The organism is Arthrobacter russicus (genome assembly GCF_031454135.1).
Taxonomy (GTDB): Bacteria; Actinomycetota; Actinomycetes; order Actinomycetales; family Micrococcaceae; genus Renibacterium; species Renibacterium russicum.
Map to the genome: position 1 here is coordinate 480,611 of NZ_JAVDQF010000001.1, position 15,640 is coordinate 496,250.

The following is a 15,640-nucleotide window of genomic DNA, read 5'->3' on the forward strand; positions in this document are numbered from 1 at the left end:
AGTCGTATGCTCAAACCATGCCTGCAGCGAAATCAGCCCTTTCCGGCGCCACTACGATGCTCAGCAACGATCACACCCTGGCCAAGCTGCGCGAAAGCATCGGCACGCTGTCGACGGCGACCACCCGGCAACTTGATGCCGCACTCCCCTGGTACCGCCGACTCGACGCCGCGGAACGGAGCGCACTCGGCCTGCTGGCCCAAAACGGCATTGCCTCGTTCGTCAGCTACTACCAGAAGCCGTCGTCCCCCGGCTGGGTGCTCACCGATGTCTTCGGCAATGCGCCCACCGAACTCACCAGCTCGATCAGTTTGCAGAAGGCCCTGCAACTGATCCGGATCGTGGTCCAAGTGGTCGAAGACCGGGTCCCGGAGCTGGCCGCGCCGGGCGACGAAGCGCCGCTTCGCGAAGCCGTCCTCCGTTACGCCCGGGAGGTCGCCTTCGCCGCCGCGGATGTCTATGCCCGCGCCGCGGAATCCCGTGGCGCTTGGGACACCAGACTCGAATCGCTCATCGTGGATGCGATCCTGCGCGGCGAGAACACCGATGCCCTGCGCTCCAGGATCGCGGCGCTGGGCTGGAAATCCAAGGAGAAATTCACCGTGATGGTGGGCGCCTCGCCGGCCGAAGCCGGCCAGGGGTTCGTCAACGAGTTGCGCCGGACCGCGAGCCGCTACGCCGAAGACGCGCTGGTCGGCATCCAAGGCGACCGGCTGATCGTAGTACTCGGCGGCGTCAACGACCAGGAATCCGCCTATCTGCGGATCAGTGAACTCTTCGGTCCGGGACCCGTGGTCTACGGTCCGGAAGCGCCTTCCTTGGTCGAAGCCAGCGGCTCTGCCCGCGCGGCCTTCGCCGGACTCGCTGCGGTCCGCGCCTGGCCGCAAGCTCCCCGTCCGGCCTCCGCGAATGACCTCTGGCCGGAACGCGTGATGAACGGCGACGATGACGCCCGGCGATCGCTGGTGCGCCATGTCTACCGCCCGTTGCTCACCGCGTCCAACGGGCTGGTGGAGACGCTCAGCGCCTACCTTTCGCTCGGGCACTCCCTCGAAGCAACCGCGCGGGAACTCTTCGTGCACGCCAATACCGTCCGGTACCGGCTCCGGAAAGTCACTGATCTGACCGGCTGGGATCCACTGCTGCCGCGTGAAGCCTTTGTGCTGCAAACTGCTCTGGCTGTGGGGCGGCTCGCTTCATCCGCCCGCAATTGATCGGAAGTCCACTAAAAGCCAGGGCCGGCAACGGGCAGACTCGCCGAAGTTTTGTAGCTTACCTACAATGTGGCATCCTGAGCTTGGTACCAGGAAACACCGAGATTTCACTTCAGGTTTGGAAAACTAGATACGTGCTTGCAATTGTCTGCCCCGGCCAAGGAGCCCAGTCCCCTGGATTCCTCAGCCCTTGGCTCGAACTCCCCGGCGTCGAAGACCATCTGTCCAGTCTCAGCGATGTCGCCGGTTTGGATCTTTTGCGGCACGGAACCGTTTCCGACGCGGAAACCATCAAGGACACCGCGATCGCCCAGCCGCTCATCGTGGCGGCGGGGTTGCTGGCCGCCCGCGCCCTGTTCGGCAATGACGAAGTCGCGGAGCCGGACGTCGTCGCCGGCCATTCGGTCGGCGAGGTCACCGCAGCAGCGCTCAGCGGCGTGCTGACCGAGACCGAGGCCATGCTTTTCGTCCGGGAGCGGGCCAATAAGATGGCCGAAGCCGCGGCTGCCACACCCACCGGGATGAGCGCCGTCGTCGGCGGCGATCCGGAAGCCGTGCTCGCGGCTATCCACGGGGCCGGTTTGACCCCGGCGAACATGAACAGCGCCGGTCAGACCGTCGCCGCCGGCACGCTCGAGCAACTCGCGGTGCTGGCCGCGAATCCTCCGGCAAAAGCCCGGGTCATCGCGCTCCAGGTGGCCGGGGCCTTCCACACCGAGCACATGCGGCCCGCCGTCGGCGCCCTGGAAGCACTCAGTCCCAGTCTGCATCCCGAGAATCCCGCAGCAACCCTGCTGTCGAATTTCGACGGCGCAGCGGTGGCCACCGGCGATGCCGCTTTGGCCAGTCTGATTGCGCAAGTCTCCCGCCCGGTCCGCTGGGACCTGTGCATGAAGACCATGCTGGACCTCGGTGTGGACAGCCTCATCGAGCTCGCCCCGGCCGGCACGCTCACCGGCCTCGCCAAGCGCGCGATGCCCGGAATTGCTACCGTTGCAGTCAAGACACCGGCAGACCTTGATGCCGCCCGTGAAATACTCAAAACCCGCACCTTGGCCTCCGGGGCCACGGCACGGGGAGAAGGAGCGTAGTGGCAAATCCCACGCTGAACCAAACCGCCCTGCGGGACAAAACCGCCATTCTCGGCCTGGGGTCCTACCGCGCCGAACTGGTGGTGACCAACGAGGACGTCTGCCAATGGATCGACTCCTCCGACGAGTGGATCCGGCAGCGGACCGGAATCATCACCCGTTTGCGGGCGCCGCGTGAAATCGGCGTGGTGGAAATGGCTGAAGCGGCGGCCCGCGAAGCCCTGGCCAACGCCGGCATCGAGGCTTCCCAGCTGGGCGCGGTCATCGTCTCCACGGTGACCCACCAGTACGCAACCCCTTCGGCGGCAGCATTGCTGGCCGACCGGCTCGGCGCTACGCCGGCCCCGGCCTTCGACATCTCCGCAGCCTGTGCCGGCTATTGCTACGGAATCGGGCAAGGCGACGCCTTGGTCCGCTCCGGCGCGGCCGATTACGTGCTCGTGGTCGGCGTCGAAAAGCTTTCCGACGTGATCGACAACCACGAACGCACGATTTCCTTCCTGCTCGGCGATGGCGCCGGGGCCGCCGTGATCGGGCCCTCGGAAACCTCCGGCATCGGCCCCACGATCTGGGGTTCCGACGGCAGCAAATGGGACGCGATCGGCATGACGCATTCCTTGCTGGACGTCCGGGACGCGAGCTTGGCGGCGAAGAACGATGGCGGGTTGACCGCCGGAGCGATTGCCGAGGCCGAGTTCAGCCTCTGGCCGACGTTGCGCCAAGACGGGCAGACGGTCTTCCGCTGGGCAGTCTGGGAGATGGCGAAGGTCGCCAAACAAGCGCTGGAAGCTGCTGGTGTGGCCGCCGCCGATCTGGCCGCTTTCGTGCCGCACCAGGCCAATATGCGGATCATCGACTCGCTGGTCAAGGAGCTCGACTTGCCGGAAAGCGTCGTGGTGGCGCGCGACATCGAAGACACCGGGAACACCTCTGCGGCGTCGATCCCGTTGGCCACCTGCCGGCTGTTGAAGGAGAATCCCGAGCTGAGCGGTGGCTTGTCGCTGCAGATCGGCTTCGGCGCGGGCCTGGTGTTCGGGGCCCAAGTAGTGGTTTTGCCGTAAATTTCATAATTTTGCCGGTCTTTTCGGTGCAACATGCATCGTAGAGGTCGCGATTCGGGCCGCATTCGTGGTTTGATCGACACTGCCCGTCCAGCAACCGGACCGGGCGGACACTGAGAAAGGGAGCCATCAATGGCTAGCAACGAAGAAATCCTGGCCGGTTTGGCTGAAATCGTCAACGAAGAGACCGGTCTGGCGCCGGAGGCCGTGGAGTTGGACAAGTCCTTCACCGACGACCTCGACATCGATTCCATCTCGATGATGACCATCGTGGTCAACGCGGAAGAGAAGTTCGGCGTCCGCATCCCGGACGAGGAAGTCAAAAACCTCAAGACCGTCGGCGACGCAGTCAACTACATCGCAAGCGCGCAGGCCTAGGCTTCCGCAGTCAACGCAGCTTCTCGCAATATTGCCGGCTTTTCAGGCTTGCGGTGCGCCAACTGGCGGTCACCGCAAGCCCGATGAGTTTTTAGACACCCAAGAGAGTGAAAAATGTCCCGCAAAGTAGTCATCACCGGACTCGGCGCCACCACCCCCATCGGCGGTGACGTCCCGACCACGTGGAAGAATGCGCAAATCGGCGTGTCCGGAGCGCATACGCTCACCGATGATTGGGTCGCCAAATACGAGCTCCCGGTGACTTTCGCCGCCCGCGCCATGACTCCGGCGGCGGAGGTGCTGACCCGGATCGAAGCCAAGCGCTTGGACCCGTCCAGCCAGTTCGCCGTGATCGCTTCCCGCGAAGCCTGGCAGGATGCCGGCGCGCCGGAGGTCGACAAGGATCGGTTCGCGGTGGCCTTTGCCACCGGAATCGGCGGCGTTTGGACGCTTTTAGATGCCTGGGACACGCTTCGCGACCGCGGACCGCGGCGGGTGCTGCCGATGACCGTTCCCATGCTCATGCCCAACGGCGCTGCCGCTGCCGTGAGCTTGGACCTCGGCGCCCGGGCCGGCGCGCACACTCCGGTGTCCGCTTGCGCTTCCGGAACCGAAGCGCTCCACCAAGCCGTCGAGTTGATCCGGTCCGGCAAAGTGGACATCGTGATGGCCGGCGGCACCGAAGCCGCGATTCACCCGATGACGCTCGCCTCTTTCGCCTCGATGCAGGCGTTGTCCAGGCGCAATGACGATCCGGAACACGCTTCCCGGCCCTACGACCTCAATCGCGATGGCTTCGTGATGGGCGAAGGGGCCGGCGCTTTGGTACTCGAGGCCGAAGAGCATGCGCTGGCGCGTGGTGCACGGATCTACGGCGAACTCGCCGGCACCTCGGTGACCGCGGACGCCTACCACATCACGGCACCGGACCCGGAAGGCTTGGGAGCCACACGCGCCTTGAAGGCCGCCTTGTTCGACGCCCGGGCACAGATCGAAGACGTGGTGCACGTGAATGCCCACGCGACCTCGACCCCGGTCGGCGACAAGCCGGAATACACCGCACTCCGAGCCACCTTCGGAAACCACGTGGACAACCTCGCGGTGTCCGCCACGAAGTCTCAGATGGGCCACTTGCTCGGTGCATCCGGAGCGGTGGAAGCGGTGCTGACCGTGAAAGCGGTCCAGGACCGCAAGGCGCCGGCAACCATCAACCTGGAGAACCAAGACCCGGAGATCCCGCTGGACATCGTCACCGCGGCCCGCGATTTGCCGACCGGCGACCTCGTGGCGCTCAGCAATTCCTTCGGCTTCGGCGGGCACAACGCCGTCGTGGTCATCCGCAACTACTGATTCTCGCTTAGCGGAGTCTTCGCGTTAGCGAAATGGCTTTGCGTTGGCCCAATGTCTGACATTGGGCCAACGCAAAGCCATTTCGCTATCTGAAACTTGTTCGCGCGCTGCCGTGCTGGTTCAGCCCACTTGGTGCAGCCAACGCACCGGAGCGCCCTCGGCGGCATGCCGGAATGCTTCCAGCTCCTCATCCCAGGCCTCGCCGAGCGCCAGGGAAAGTTCGTGGTAAACCCGGGCCGGGTCGCCGGCCCCGGACTCGTAGGCATAACGGATCCGGTCCTCGGAAACCATGATGTTCCCGTGCACATCGGTCATGGCATGGAAGATGCCCAGCTCCGGAGTATGCGACCAGCGGCCGCCGTCGACCCCCGCACTCGGTTCTTCAGTGACTTCGTAGCGCAGATGGGCCCAGCCGCGAAGTGCTGAAGCCAGCAGCGAACCAGTGCCCTGCGGTCCAACCCAGGACAATTCGGCGCGGAAGGATCCGGGCGCGGCAGGCTGCGCCGTCCATTCGAGATCGGCCCGCTTGTCGAGCACGGAACCGATCGCCCATTCGACGTGCGGGCACAACGCAGTGGGGGCTGAGTGCACGAAAAGCACTCCACGTGCCATCACAACAGACATTCCATCCTCCATAGCTGTAGGTACGTCTTCCCCAACGACCTGCTGCTGGAACCGGTTGTCCGTGCTTGCGCACTGCTGTCATCGACAGATGCCCACCTGGATCTATAGCAATTGTGCCGTATCCGGCAGAATAACGCCAGTGAAATTTCTTGGCTGCAATTCCGCTCCCGCCCAGCTGTTGCCCAGATTCAGGCCCGGGGGTGCGCTTGCTGATAACTCGAACGCAGCCGTTCCACGGATACATGGGTATAGATCTGCGTGGTGGCCAAAGAGGAATGACCCAGAATTTCCTGCACGGCACGCAGATCCGCCCCGCCGTCGAGCAAATGGGTCGCTGCGGTGTGCCGCAAGGCGTGCGGGCTGGTCGCCGCAGTATCGCCGAGCCCGTTGAAGCCGCGCTCGACGACGGCCCTGACCTGCCGCTGGTCGATCCGGCCACCGCGGGCGCCCAGGAAGAGTGCTGCCCCGCTGCGCGCATGGCTCAGCGCCGGGCGCGCGCTGCGCAACCAGCGGAGCACCGCGGCTTCGGCCGGCGTGCCGAAAGGCACCGTGCGCTCTTTATTCCCTTTGCCGAGCACCTTGAGCGTCCGTCGTTCGAAGTCCAGGTCATCGATGTCCAGGGCCGCCAGCTCGCCGACCCGGATGCCTGCCGCATAGAGCAGCTCCACCAGGGCCAGATCGCGGACCGCCAGCGGATCCCCTTCGCTGGCCGCGGATTCCAAGGCAGCGATCAGGCGGGCCATCTGAGCCTGCTGCAATACCCCGGGCAAGGACTTTTGCCGTTTCGGCGCCTTCAGCCGAAGCGTCGGATTGTCCACAATCAGCCCTTCGCGCAAGGCCCAAGCCATGAAAGTTCGGATGCTGGCCGCACGGCGTGCCAAGGTGGAGCGGGCCAGCCCCTCGGTGCTCTGTTCACCCAGCCACTCCCGGAGCATCCCCAGATCGATTTCACCCGGATCCCGGGCGCCTGCCGCGACCGCGAAATACAGCAGGCTTTCGACATCCGCGGCATACGCGCGGATGGTGTGCTCGGAGCGCGCCCGTTCGGCACGCAAATGGAGCGCAAAAGCAGCCAAGGCGCTGCCGAACCGCAACGGCAGCTCGGAATTCGGCTTTTGCGCACTGGTCATTCCCCCACTGTGCTGCCTGATGGCGGCTCTTTCAAGCAGCACCGCCGCAAGCCCCCGTCGAAGTTCAGCCAGATCCGGACTTGGCCCGAGCCCAACCGCGATCCGATCGCCGGGCCAGACCGAGCAGCTCCAGACGGCCCAGTCCGGCCTGGACCGCAGGGGTCCCGAGCCCGGCTACAGTGCTGAGCTTTTCCACGCTTGATCCGGTCCGCATCGGCAAAGCATCCAGGAGCAGCAGATCTTCGGTCGAGAGACCGTCATAGACCGCAACCGGCGCGGCCCGTTCCGGCAACCGGACCGTCATCGGCGAGGCCAACTCGAGCACCTCGTCTGCATCGGTGACACAGACCGCGGCGCTCTCCCGGAGCAGCCGATGGCAGCCCGCCGAACCGGCAGCATAGACCGAACCGGGCACAGCGCCCAGTTGCCGACCCAACCCCGCCGCGTGATGGGCCGTGCTGAGCGCCCCGGAGCGCCATCGGGCCTCGACCACCACGGTGGCAGCGGACAACGCCGCAATCAGCCGGTTCCGCTGCAGGAACCGGTAACGGGTCGGATTCGTCCCCGGCGGGACCTCTGCGATCAGCACGTCCTGCTCGGCGATTTGGCGCAGCAGGCCCTCATTGCCTGCCGGGTAGAACCGGTCCAGCCCACCGGCCATCACGGCAACCGTGGCCGGAGCACTGGGTTCCGTCGGCCCCGCGCCGCCGGGCTCCCTCGGCCCCGCGCCGCTGAGCGCCGCGCGGTGTGCGGCCGCATCGATTCCGTAGGCACCGCCGGAAAGCACAGTTTTCCCCTGGGCGGCGAGACGGTGGCAGATCGCTGCGGTCACCGATTCCCCGTACTCGCTGCTGTCCCGGGCGCCGACGACCGAAATGCAGTCCTGGAACCGGGGCAAGCGCGCAGGGCCGCGGAACCACAACCCGACCGGTGCCGCCAATCCCAGATCATCCACTCCAGCCGGCCAATCCGGATCTTCCGGGATGAGCAGTCCTCCGCCCAACCGCCGGATCACCCGCAAGTCGCGCCCGGGCGCCAGATCCGGCAACCGTGGCCGCCATCGGTCCAGAGCTTCCGCCAAGCCGCCCCACCGGATACCGGCTTCAGAGCTCAGCAGCTCGGCTACCGCAGCTTCCCGGCTCGCGCCGATTCGGACGTGCCCGGCGATCACCCGCATCGATTCCCATGCACCGAGCACCCTGATCATCGCCATCCCCGGCAGATCCGACGGCTCCATCAGCCTGGTCAAGGCTGCGCGGGCCAACCGCACATCCTCCGGATTCATCGGGCCATCCCCCGGCTGCGCATGTTCAAAGCTTGTCCTATCTGGTCCGGCCCGGGAGCAGCTAGTTCCGCCAGATCCGCCAAGGTCCACGCTAACCGAAGCACCCGGTCATAACCGCGGGCGGTCAATGCTCCGCGGTCCAGCGCCTGGTCGACCAACCTGGTCACCGGACCCGGCAGGCGCAATGGACCGCGGAGCAACTGCCCGGTGGCTTCGGAATTGAAGCCGATCCCGAACTGATGCAGCCTGGCCGATGCCCGGCGCCGCGCGGCCAGTACCCGGCAAGCCACCATAGCGGTCGGCTCCCCCGAGGGCCCCACAGCCAATTCCGCCAGGGAAAGCCGTGGCACGCTCATTTGGATGTCGACCCGGTCCAGCAACGGTCCGGAGAGCTTCCCGAAGTAGCGCCGCCGGGCAATCGGGGTGCAACTGCAGTCCAGCGCCTTTCCGGCGGAATTGCCGCAAGGGCACGGATTCGCCGCGAGCATCAGCTGGAATCGGGCCGGATACGCCGCCACCCCGGCGGAACGGTGAATCACCAGTTCGCCGCTCTCCAGAGGCTGCCGCAATGCATCGAGGACCCTTCGGTCGTACTCCGGCGCCTCATCCAGAAACAACACTCCTCGGTGCGCCCGCGACGCGGCCCCGGGACGGGGCATCCCGGAGCCGCCACCGACGATCGACGCCATGCTCGCGGTGTGGTGCGGACTTTCGAAGGGCGGCCGCCGGAGCAGCCGGGTACGGCTTTCCCCGAGCCCGCCCAAGGAGTGGATTGCCGTGACCTCCATCGCCTGGCCATCGTCCAAGTCCGGCAACAATCCCGGCAACCGCTCAGCCAGCATGGTTTTTCCGGCCCCGGGCGGACCCACCAGCAGCACATGGTGCCGTCCCGCAGCAGCCACCTCCAAGGCCGCCCGGGCTTCGGCTTGTCCGGCCACATCCGCCAGGTCCAGGAGCGGGGCATCGTGCTCCGCGACGCCGGCAACGTCCACTTCCGGCATGGTGGCCAATTGCAGTTCCGCAGGGTCCGCACCGAAGCGCAACGCCACCTCGGCCAAACTGGAAAAACCCTCGACCTCCGCTCCGGGGACCAGACCCGCCTCGGGCACATTGGCCCGGGCCACAACGATCCTCGGGTGCCCGGCACGCACCGCGGCCAGGACCGCCGGCAGAATCCCCCGGATCGGGCGCAGCCTCCCGTCCAGGCCGAGCTCGGCCAGGAAAACCATGCTTCCGGTCTCCTGGACATCGCCGGCTGCCCGGAGCGTCGCCATCACGATTGCCAAGTCGAAGGAGCTGCCGCGTTTCGGCAATGAGGCCGGAAGCAGGTTGACCGTGATCTTGCGCCGGCTCAACGGGATCCCGGAATTGTGCGCCGCCGCACGGATCCGTTCTTTGGCTTCGACCAACGAAGCGTCCGGCAAGCCCAGCAGCTGGAAAGCCGGCAACGTCTGCCCGATATCGGCCTCGACCTCCACCAGGTGGCCGTTCAGTCCGACCAGCGCCACGCTGTAGGTGCGCCCCAGCGTCATCCGATCCCCCGCAGGTGTTCCACCGTCGGCTCCCCGCTGCGCGGTGCCAGAACCGCCACTGCATCGATCCGCAACGCCCTGCCGAGGTAGCCATGATGTCTGGCCCACAGCACGGACAAGGTCCGCAAGCGGTCCAGCTTGGCTTTGTTGATGGCTTCGAAGGGATGGCCGTAGGCGAGGCTGCGCCGGGTTTTCACCTCGGCGATGACCAAGATCTCGCCGTCGAAGGCGACCAGGTCGATTTCCCCCCGGCTGCAGCGCCAATTCACGTCGACGACGGTGAACCCACGCCGTTCGAGGTAGTCCGAGGCGAGAGCCTCGCCGAGCTTGCCCAACTCAATTTTCGTCCGCACCCTCCCAGCATCGCCGGCCGGTCGGGAAGATGGTCTGAAAATCCGGAAAATCCGGCTGAATGTGGATAACCCGAGGTGCAGAGCAATCCGGAAAAAATGCTTCGCCGACCGATGAAACACCCCTGGATCCAGCCAATTGAAACATACTGTCGCGTATGTTTTTTTCCTGTTAGGCTACAAGCACACTCACCGCATCAAAGGGAGCCCCGGAGCCGATGTTCCGGGGCTTTCCCATTCCCCGGAACAAAGTTGCGGAACTCAATTCCCCAGATCGGGGGCCTTCGGCAGCTCCAAGTCGTCGTTCTTGCTGAGCTCTTCGACGTTGACGTCCTTGAACGTGATCACCCGGACGTTCTTCACGAACCGGGCGGAACGGTAGACGTCCCAGACCCAGGCGTCCTGGAGGTTCAGATCGAAGTAGACCTCGCCGTCGGCCGATCTGGCTTGCAAATCCACATGGTTCGCCAGGTAGAACCGGCGTTCAGTCTCCACCACATAGCTGAACAAGCCCACTACATCGCGGTATTCGCGATACAGCTGCAACTCCATATCGGTTTCGTAGTTCTCAAGGTCCTCAGCGCTCATTGAACCATCATGCCCTATCAACTGCCGGACTCGCTTTGCTGCCGAGCTGCCAGGTCCGGCGATGCCATTCGCTGGGTCCGCTGCGATCGATCGCGGCCCGGTGCCCGGCGGTCGCATATCCCTTGTTGATTTTCCAGCCGAAGTCCGGGAACTCCGCATCCAAAGCGACCAGCATGGCGTCCCGCTGCACTTTCGCGAGCACGCTCGCCGCCGCCACGCTCAGACACCGCATATCGGCTTTGACCAAAGTCCGGACCGGGACGTCCACCCCGTCGTCGAGCGTGCCCGGAGCATCGAAAATGCTCAACTGGCTCGCCGAGAGCCAATCGTGGTTGCCGTCCAGAATCACCACTTCTGCACGGACTCCTGCAGCAAGCAGCGCCGCCCAGGCCCGAGTTCCGGCGAGCCGCAGGGCCGACATCAGGCCCAGGGCGTCGATTTCCGCAGCCGAGGCATGCCCGACGGCGTGGCCGACCGCCCATGCTTCGATCTTGGGCACGAGGTTCTCCCGCGCCTCGGCGGAAAGCAGCTTGGAGTCCTTGACCCCCGGCAACGGCTTCTGCGCCGAGGCGTCGATCACCACCATACCCACGCTCACCGGACCGGCAAGCGCGCCGCGGCCCACTTCGTCGGCACCGGCCACGAAGCGATGCCCTTGCGCCATCAACCCGCGTTCAACCGCGAGCGTCGGTGCCGCAGCCACCGGCACGGCTCAGTTGCCCGACGGGACGGGATCGGGGCTGCTGACCGGCGCGGACGACGGTGCCGGGACATCGCGGAAGGTGTCCGGGTAGTTGCCCAGCACCGCCCAACGGTTCAATGGCCAGGCGATCACCGAGGCAGTGCCTTCGACGTCGGATTCGGCGACGAAGCCCCGGCTCGCCGAATCCTGGTGGAACCGCGAATCGGCGGACCGGTTGCGGTTGTCGCCCATGACCCAGAGCTTGCCGGCCGGCACCGTGACGTCGAAGCTGGCGTTGGGCCCGGCGGTATTGTCCGAGCCGGGGAAGAGATACGGCTCCACCAGACCCTTGCCATTGACCGTGATCTGGCCTTGGGCGTCGCAGCAGACCACGCGATCGCCAGGCATCCCAATCACCCGTTTGATCAGATGCTGTTGTGACTCGTCCGGCATCAAGCCCACGAAGGTCAGTGACTCCTTGAACCAGTTGACCGGCTGGGCCGGAACTGCCGGGAGCCACCCCTGGGTGTCCTTGAACACCACCACATCGCCGCGCTGCAACGCGAACGGTCGGGGAACCAGCAGATTCACGAAAATCCGATCGTCGACCTGCAGGGTGTTCTGCATGGACTCCGAGGGGATGAAATACGCCCGGAAGAAAAAGGTCTTGATCACGAAGGAGAGCACCAGGGCGATCACGATCACAATCGCGATCTCCTTCACCCAGGAGAGCAAGCCGGTGTTCTTGGCCTTGTCCTTCGGGTGCTTGGACTCGATGGCTTCGGCCGAAGCAGCCGGGTCGAAGCCCGCAGCCTCGCCAGCGCCCTCGGCGGCGTCCGGTCCTGGTTGGCCCGGCTCCCGGGGCGGCTCGGAGATTGAGTCATCAGCGGGGCCGGGGGTACGGTGCGACATCTATTGGGTGCCTTTCTGGGCAGGTGGACCGATAAAGGTCCGTGGAACTGATCCGAAGCGCTCGAGCGGCCAGAGGATCTGGAGGGGACGACCGATCACTTTCCCCACCGGGATCAGGCCGCCGCCGGGCGCACCGAGCAAGGAACGGGAATCAGCGGAAACCGAACGATGGTCCCCCATCAGCCACAACTTACCCTGTGGCACGATGACATCAAAGGACATCGAGCTGGGAGCATCCCCAGGAAAAAGATAGGGCTCCGCGAGGGCCTCGCCGTTGACACTGAGTTGCCCTCCGGCAGTACAGCATTTCACTTCGTCCCCGGCGATCCCGATCACCCGTTTGACGTACACTGTGTCGCTGCCGACCAGGCCGAGGAACTGCCCGATCGCGGACAAGCCGTCGAGCAGCGGTCCACGCCCGGAATTCAACGGGTCGAAGGAACCCCGGCCGTCGAAGACCACGATGTCGCCGCGGTTGATCGGGCCGAAGGCGTAGTCGGTGCGGGAAACCGCAACGCGGTCCCCGGCGCTGAACTGCGGTTCCATCGATCCGGACGGAATGTAGTAGACCTCGAGCCATAGGGCACGGATCAGGGCGCTGGCCACCAGAGCCACCGCGGCGGCGAGCAAAACAAAGCGCCAACCCAGTTTCCTGGGCCGGCGCTCCGTACGTGCGGTCAAGCGAGCGTCCGCTGTCTACTTGGTAGGCAGGTTGTCGCGCTTTTCCTTGATCTTTGCAGCCTTGCCACGCAGATCGCGCATGTAGTACAGCTTTGCACGACGCACGTCACCGCGGGTGACCACCTCGATCTTTTCGATGATCGGGGAATGCACCGGGAAGGTACGCTCCACGCCAACGCCGAAGGAGACCTTGCGGACCGTGAAGGTCTCGCGGATGCCATCGCCCTGGCGGCCGAGCACGAAGCCCTGGAACACCTGGACGCGGGAGCGGTTGCCTTCGATGATGTTGACGTGCACCTTGAGGGTGTCGCCGGCCCGGAAAGCCGGAACGTCGCTGCGCAGGCTGGCTGCGTCTACTGAATCTAGGATGTGCATAGTGCGACTCCTGGTGAACGCTACAGGTCATTCACTTTGCTTCGCGGCACCAAGCACCCGGATGGAACCGGGGCAATGCTGCCGGAGAGTGGATTAGCCGATCTGGCACGGATGGCCGACCGGAGTATTCGCTTTCTGAACGTGCTCCCCCTGTAGCAGGAGACGCTCAGCAAACACAACCACCAATTCTGCCATATTCGGGCAGGCTGCACCAATTACCGCGGATCGAAGTCGATCCGCTGCAACCCGCCGTCGACGACGTGGTAACCGGCGCTGCGCAGCAGCTCGAGGTCCGCGCGGTTCAACCCGGAGACCTCGAGCCCGCGCAGCAGGTCCGGCCGGCGTGCGGCGGTGCGCAGCAGCTGCTGGTCCCGGCGGAACCTGGCGATCTTGGCATGGTTCCCGCTGAGCAGCGTCTCCGGGACGTCGGCCCCGCGCCACGAGGAAGGCTTGGTGTACACCGGGTATTCGAGCAAACCGTCCTGATGCGACTCTTCGACCAGGGATTCCGGATTACCGACCACTCCCGGCAGCAGCCTGGCGATCGCCTCGACCATCGCCAGGACCGCCACTTCACCGCCGTTGAGCACATAGTCGCCCAAGCTCATCGGCCGGACCGTGAAATGCTCTTGAGCCCAGTCAAGCACCCGCTCGTCGATGCCTTCGTACCGACCGCAGGCGAATACCAAGTGGTCTTGCGCGGACAGCTCTTCGGCGATCCGCTGGGTGAAGACTTCGCCGGCCGGCGCCGGCACGATCAGCACCGGCTTCGCACCGGGTTCCGGATCAGCGGCGCCACCGCGCCCGAGCAACGCCTCCAAGGCCAACGCCCAGGGCTCCGGCTTCATCACCATGCCGGCACCGCCGCCGTACGGCGTGTCGTCTACCGTGCGATGGCGGTCCGAGGCGAAATCACGCAGATTATGCACTTCCAACCGCAGCAAGCCGTCCTGCCGAGCCTTCCCGATCAGGCTCAGCTCGAGCGGAGCCAAGTACTCCGGGAAGATGCTGATCACATCGAGGCGCATCTACTCCGTGCCCTCGCGCTGTTCGGCCTCGGAGTCCCGGTTGACCTCGAACAGCCCGCCGGGCGGGGTCAATCGGATGAACCCGGCCTCGATATCCACTTCGGGGACGATCTCGGTGACGAACGGGACCAGGACTTCTTCACCGGCGGCAGTTTTGATCACGAGCAGATCCTGCGCGGGCATCGGAGTCAGCGCCACGACCTTGCCCACTTCTTCGGAGCCGATCCGAGCGGCGAGGCCGATCAGTTCGTGTTCGTACCAGGCGTCGTCGTCGGTTTCCAGTTCGGAATCGGTGTCGAAAACCAACCTCGTGCCACGCAATGCCTCGGCTTGGTTCCGGTCCAGCACTTCCTCGAAGCCGAGCAGCAGGATCTCTTTGTTCCAACGCGCCGTGGCAACCGTCAAGGGCCCCCGACCGGTCGGTTCGGTCGCGAAGACGGCGCCCGCAGCGAACCGGTCCTGTGGCGCGTCGGTGAGCACCTCAACCGTCACCTCGCCGCGGATGCCGTGCGGTTTGCCGATTCGGCCGACGTGGACTTGCATGTTTCTCCCGGGTTGGAACGATGGAAAGCGCGGAAAAGAAAGGGCCCCGGCACATTCCGTGCCGGAGCCACAATCTTAGCTGTAATCTGGGGTGCTGCGTTGCCTGGTAGCTCAGCGACGCCGGTCAGTGTCGACGACGTCGACGCGGACTTGGTCGCCACCGGACAAGGCTCCCACCACGGTGCGCAAGGCACGGGCAGTCCGACCTTGACGGCCGATGACCCGGCCCAAGTCATCCGGGTGGACCCGGACTTCCAAGGTCTCGCCACGCCGGTTGTTGCGCGCCGCGACAGTCACGTCGTCCGGGCTGTCCACGATTCCGCGGACCAAATGCTCCAGAGCCTCGGCCAGCAAGTTACTCTGCCTCAGTGGTTTCTGCAGCTTCAACAGCCTCGGCAGCCGGCTCTTCAGCGACTTCTTCGGCCTTCTTCTTCGGGGTGATGGCTTCCTTGGTGATCACCGAGCTCTTCTCCGGTGCCACGAAGGCGTCCTTGGCGACCTTGGTCTTCAACCGACCTTCGGCGCCCGGGAGGCCCTTGAATTTCTGCCAGTCACCGGTGATCTTGAGGATCTGGGCGACCTGCTCGGACGGCTGAGCGCCGACGGAGAGCCAGTACTGCGCCCGCTCGGAATCGACCTCGATGAACGAGGGCTCTTCAGTCGGGTGGTACTTGCCGATCTCTTCGATGGCCCGGCCATCACGCTTGGTGCGTGAGTCGGCGACAACGATGCGGTAGTACGGTGCGCGCATTTTTCCAAAGCGCTTGAGGCGAATCTTAACGGCCACTTTTGTGGTCACTCCTGTTTCTGAAACGG

Annotated in this window: 19 protein-coding genes; 5 read left to right on the forward strand and 14 right to left on the reverse strand. The window is 65.1% G+C overall.

Translation table 11 applies throughout. From position 1 onward, the window contains the following. Positions 1-17 precede the first annotated feature (17 nt). The 5 genes from JOE69_RS02250 (at position 18) to JOE69_RS02270 (ending at position 5,094) form a co-directional block, all read left to right on the forward strand. Positions 18-1,214 carry a PucR family transcriptional regulator gene (locus JOE69_RS02250; protein WP_309795729.1) on the forward strand — a complete coding sequence of 399 codons (1,197 nt, stop codon included), beginning with the start codon at positions 18-20 and terminating at the stop codon, positions 1,212-1,214. A 134-nt stretch (positions 1,215-1,348) separates the two neighbouring features. Next, a complete protein-coding gene (locus JOE69_RS02255; RefSeq protein ID WP_309795731.1) occupies positions 1,349-2,305 on the forward strand; it encodes an ACP S-malonyltransferase in 957 nt (318 codons plus the stop codon). Further along, entirely contained in the window at positions 2,305-3,366 is a 1,062-nt protein-coding gene (locus JOE69_RS02260; protein WP_309795733.1) for a beta-ketoacyl-ACP synthase III, read from the forward strand. Before JOE69_RS02255 ends, JOE69_RS02260 begins: the two co-directional genes overlap by 1 nt. 132 nt (positions 3,367-3,498) lie before the next feature. Next, positions 3,499-3,744 carry an acyl carrier protein gene (locus JOE69_RS02265; protein ID WP_296363462.1) on the forward strand — a complete coding sequence of 82 codons (246 nt, stop codon included), beginning with the start codon at positions 3,499-3,501 and terminating at the stop codon, positions 3,742-3,744. 114 nt (positions 3,745-3,858) lie between these two features. Next, on the forward strand, positions 3,859-5,094 hold the full coding sequence (locus JOE69_RS02270; protein WP_309795734.1) for a beta-ketoacyl-[acyl-carrier-protein] synthase family protein: 1,236 nt from the start codon (positions 3,859-3,861) through the stop codon (positions 5,092-5,094). Positions 5,095-5,214: 120 nt separating this feature from the next. Here the strand turns inward: JOE69_RS02270 and JOE69_RS02275 are convergent, their stop codons facing one another. From JOE69_RS02275 to rpsP, 14 genes are all read right to left on the reverse strand, one after another. After that, positions 5,215-5,718, reverse strand: a complete 504-nt coding sequence (locus JOE69_RS02275) for a DUF3145 domain-containing protein (protein WP_296363464.1) — start codon at positions 5,716-5,718, stop codon at positions 5,215-5,217. Between the two features lie 188 nt (positions 5,719-5,906). Then, positions 5,907-6,848, reverse strand: a complete 942-nt coding sequence (locus JOE69_RS02280; RefSeq protein WP_309795737.1) for a tyrosine recombinase XerC — start codon at positions 6,846-6,848, stop codon at positions 5,907-5,909. 64 nt (positions 6,849-6,912) lie between these two features. Continuing rightward, positions 6,913-8,133 carry a DNA-processing protein DprA gene (locus tag JOE69_RS02285; protein WP_309795739.1) on the reverse strand — a complete coding sequence of 407 codons (1,221 nt, stop codon included), beginning with the start codon at positions 8,131-8,133 and terminating at the stop codon, positions 6,913-6,915. After that, positions 8,130-9,665 (reverse strand): YifB family Mg chelatase-like AAA ATPase, encoded by a 1,536-nt coding sequence (locus tag JOE69_RS02290; protein WP_309795741.1) that lies wholly within the window; start codon positions 9,663-9,665, stop codon positions 8,130-8,132. The genes JOE69_RS02285 and JOE69_RS02290 overlap by 4 nt, the downstream gene beginning before the upstream one ends. Next, positions 9,662-10,018: a YraN family protein gene (locus JOE69_RS02295; protein ID WP_309795743.1), complete on the reverse strand. Its 357-nt coding sequence runs from the start codon at positions 10,016-10,018 to the stop codon at positions 9,662-9,664. Before JOE69_RS02295 ends, JOE69_RS02290 begins: the two co-directional genes overlap by 4 nt. 258 nt (positions 10,019-10,276) lie before the next feature. Next, on the reverse strand, positions 10,277-10,603 hold the full coding sequence (locus JOE69_RS02300) for a DUF2469 domain-containing protein (protein ID WP_296363469.1): 327 nt from the start codon (positions 10,601-10,603) through the stop codon (positions 10,277-10,279). Positions 10,604-10,610: 7 nt separating this feature from the next. Next, positions 10,611-11,306 (reverse strand): ribonuclease HII, encoded by a 696-nt coding sequence (gene rnhB / locus JOE69_RS02305; protein WP_309795746.1) that lies wholly within the window; start codon positions 11,304-11,306, stop codon positions 10,611-10,613. Between the two features lie 9 nt (positions 11,307-11,315). Further along, a complete protein-coding gene (gene lepB, locus JOE69_RS02310; protein ID WP_309795748.1) occupies positions 11,316-12,197 on the reverse strand; it encodes a signal peptidase I in 882 nt (293 codons plus the stop codon). Further along, entirely contained in the window at positions 12,198-12,878 is a 681-nt protein-coding gene (gene lepB, locus JOE69_RS02315; protein WP_309795750.1) for a signal peptidase I, read from the reverse strand. Between the two features lie 15 nt (positions 12,879-12,893). After that, complete coding sequence (rplS, locus tag JOE69_RS02320) at positions 12,894-13,253, reverse strand: 50S ribosomal protein L19 (RefSeq protein ID WP_296363473.1); 360 nt, start codon at positions 13,251-13,253, stop codon at positions 12,894-12,896. Between the two features lie 215 nt (positions 13,254-13,468). Continuing rightward, on the reverse strand, positions 13,469-14,281 hold the full coding sequence (gene trmD, locus JOE69_RS02325; protein ID WP_309795753.1) for a tRNA (guanosine(37)-N1)-methyltransferase TrmD: 813 nt from the start codon (positions 14,279-14,281) through the stop codon (positions 13,469-13,471). Continuing rightward, positions 14,282-14,824 carry a ribosome maturation factor RimM gene (gene rimM / locus JOE69_RS02330; RefSeq protein WP_309795755.1) on the reverse strand — a complete coding sequence of 181 codons (543 nt, stop codon included), beginning with the start codon at positions 14,822-14,824 and terminating at the stop codon, positions 14,282-14,284. It abuts the gene before it with no gap. Positions 14,825-14,935: 111 nt separating this feature from the next. Then, entirely contained in the window at positions 14,936-15,178 is a 243-nt protein-coding gene (locus tag JOE69_RS02335; protein ID WP_296363476.1) for an RNA-binding protein, read from the reverse strand. Between the two features lies 1 nt (position 15,179). Then, entirely contained in the window at positions 15,180-15,611 is a 432-nt protein-coding gene (gene rpsP / locus JOE69_RS02340; RefSeq protein ID WP_309795757.1) for a 30S ribosomal protein S16, read from the reverse strand. Positions 15,612-15,640 lie beyond the last annotated feature (29 nt).

Coding starts and splice junctions, on each gene's coding strand:
- JOE69_RS02250 (WP_309795729.1), top strand. CDS start 18: ATGCCTGCAGCGAAATCAGCCCTTTCCGGCGCCACTACGATGCTCAGC.
- JOE69_RS02265 (WP_296363462.1), top strand. CDS start 3,499: ATGGCTAGCAACGAAGAAATCCTGGCCGGTTTGGCTGAAATCGTCAAC.
- JOE69_RS02270 (WP_309795734.1), top strand. CDS start 3,859: ATGTCCCGCAAAGTAGTCATCACCGGACTCGGCGCCACCACCCCCATC.
- JOE69_RS02275 (WP_296363464.1), bottom strand. CDS start 5,718: ATGTCTGTTGTGATGGCACGTGGAGTGCTTTTCGTGCACTCAGCCCCC.
- JOE69_RS02280 (WP_309795737.1), bottom strand. CDS start 6,848: ATGACCAGTGCGCAAAAGCCGAATTCCGAGCTGCCGTTGCGGTTCGGC.
- JOE69_RS02285 (WP_309795739.1), bottom strand. CDS start 8,133: ATGAATCCGGAGGATGTGCGGTTGGCCCGCGCAGCCTTGACCAGGCTG.
- JOE69_RS02290 (WP_309795741.1), bottom strand. CDS start 9,665: ATGACGCTGGGGCGCACCTACAGCGTGGCGCTGGTCGGACTGAACGGC.
- JOE69_RS02300 (WP_296363469.1), bottom strand. CDS start 10,603: ATGAGCGCTGAGGACCTTGAGAACTACGAAACCGATATGGAGTTGCAG.
- lepB (WP_309795748.1), bottom strand. CDS start 12,197: ATGTCGCACCGTACCCCCGGCCCCGCTGATGACTCAATCTCCGAGCCG.
- rplS (WP_296363473.1), bottom strand. CDS start 13,253: ATGCACATCCTAGATTCAGTAGACGCAGCCAGCCTGCGCAGCGACGTT.
- trmD (WP_309795753.1), bottom strand. CDS start 14,281: ATGCGCCTCGATGTGATCAGCATCTTCCCGGAGTACTTGGCTCCGCTC.
- rimM (WP_309795755.1), bottom strand. CDS start 14,824: ATGCAAGTCCACGTCGGCCGAATCGGCAAACCGCACGGCATCCGCGGC.